At 74.3% G+C, this 1,988-nt stretch carries 2 protein-coding genes; both read left to right on the forward strand.

Annotated elements, in window-relative coordinates:
- Positions 1 to 524, forward strand: a 524-nt coding sequence (locus AOK03_RS38120) for a helix-turn-helix transcriptional regulator (protein WP_055569946.1), incomplete at its 5' end; no start/stop codon positions are given.
- 78 nt (positions 525 to 602) lie between these two features.
- Positions 603 to 1,868 (forward strand): HRDC domain-containing protein, encoded by a 1,266-nt coding sequence (locus tag AOK03_RS38125; RefSeq protein ID WP_055569947.1) that lies wholly within the window; start codon positions 603 to 605, stop codon positions 1,866 to 1,868.
- Positions 1,869 to 1,988 lie beyond the last annotated feature (120 nt).

Raw genomic sequence — 1,988 nt, forward strand, 5'->3', positions numbered from 1 at the left:
TCGAGGCCTCGTCCATCGCGGAGGCTCGTCCCCGCATCGGCAACCCCCGGGACATCTGCGTCGCGGATGTCCACCTCCCCGACGGCTCCGGCCTGACGCTCCTCTCCGAAACCCGTGCCGCGGGCTGGCCCAACGGCCTCGCCCTCTCCGCCGCCGACGACATCGGTGCCGACCGCAACGCCCTCGCGGGCGGCGTCAAGGGCTACGTCGTCACCGGCACCCGTACGAACGTCGGACTCCCCACCCGCCCCGGCGCCGCTCCCATCGGTTCGGCCGCCGCCCGCATGCACCGCCGCCCTCCGGGCACCCCGAGCCACCCCGGCGGCTACCGAGAGCTGTCCGGCCGTGAGGTCGAGGTGCTGCGCCTGGTCGCGGAGGGCCAGTCCAACAAGGCCATCGGCGTCTCGATGGGCCTGTCCGCCCTGACCGTGAAGAGCCACCTCGCCCGGATCGCGCGCAAGCTCGGCACGGGTGACCGGGCCGGGATGGTGGCGGTCGCGCTGCGCACCGGCATCATCCACTGACTGATTTACACCCCCCGAGCGCCCGTCGACGGAACGTTCCGTCGACGGGCGCTGTCCATACACAGATACCCTTGACAGGTGACCGACGCCCAAGAGACCGCAGCAGACAGCTCACTGCGAACCACCGGAGGCGCTCCTCCGGACGACGTCGAAACGGCGCCGACCCCGCTGCTCGAGCCCCGCGACGGCATTCCGGCGGTGATCGCCGACGAGGAGTCCCTCGCCGCGACCGTCGCCGCCTTCGCCGCGGGCACGGGACCCGTCGCCGTCGACGCCGAGCGCGCGTCCGGCTACCGGTACGGACAGCGGGCCTATCTCGTCCAGCTCCGCCGCGAGGGCGCGGGCACCGCACTCGTCGACCCCGTCGCCTGCCCCGACCTCTCCGCGCTCGGCGAGGCCCTCGGCGACACCGAGTGGGTCCTGCACGCCGCCACCCAGGATCTGCCGTGCCTGCGGGAGATAGGCATGGTGCCGTCGCGGATCTTCGACACGGAGCTCGCCGGCCGCCTCGCCGGGTTTCCGCGCGTGGGCCTCGGCGCGATGGTCGAGAGCGTCCTCGGCTACGTCCTGGAGAAGGGCCACTCCGCCGTCGACTGGTCGACGCGGCCGCTCCCCGAGCCCTGGCTGCGGTACGCCGCGCTCGACGTCGAGCTCCTCGTCGACCTGCGCGACGCCCTGGAGAAGGAGCTCGACCGGCAGGGCAAGCTGGAGTGGGCCCGCGAGGAGTTCGACGCCATCGCGTCCGCGCCGCCCGCGCCGCCCCGCAAGGACCCCTGGCGCCGGACGTCCGGCATGCACAAGGTGCGGCGGCGTCGGCAGATGGCGGTCGTACGGGAACTGTGGACCGCCCGCGACAAGGTCGCCCAGCGGCGGGACGTGTCGCCCGGCAAGGTGCTCAGCGACGGGGCGATCGTCGAGGCGGCACTCGCGCTGCCGCCCAATGTGCACGCGCTCGCGGGGCTCACGGGGTTCGGGCACCGCATGGGACGGCGTCAGCTGGAGCAGTGGCAGGCCGCGGTCGACCGCGCGAAGGCGCTGGCCGACTCCGAGCTGCCCCAGCCGGGGCAGACGGTGAGCGGGCCGCCGCCGCCGCGATCCTGGGCGGACCGCGACCCCGCGGCGGCGGCGCGGCTCTCCGCGGCGCGGGCGGCCGTTTCCGCGGTTGCCGAGCGGATCGGCATGCCGCAGGAGAACCTGATCACTCCGGACACGGTCCGGCGCGTCTGCTGGGAGCCTCCGGCTCAGGTGGACCAGGAGTCGGTTGCCGCGGCGCTGGCGGCGCACGGCGCACGCGCCTGGCAGATCACCCAGGTGGCGCCGGTCCTGGTAACGGCCCTGGCCTGACCCCACCCGGCCGCTCGGCTCCGCGCGCTTCCCACCCACCCACTTCGCTCACCCCGCACCGCAGGGTGAGCGGGGTGGGTGGTTGCACATCCCGACACAGTCACGCGCCCTGCCCCTGCC

Source organism: Streptomyces atriruber, from assembly GCF_001418325.1.
Classification (GTDB): Bacteria; Actinomycetota; Actinomycetes; order Streptomycetales; family Streptomycetaceae; genus Streptomyces; species Streptomyces atriruber.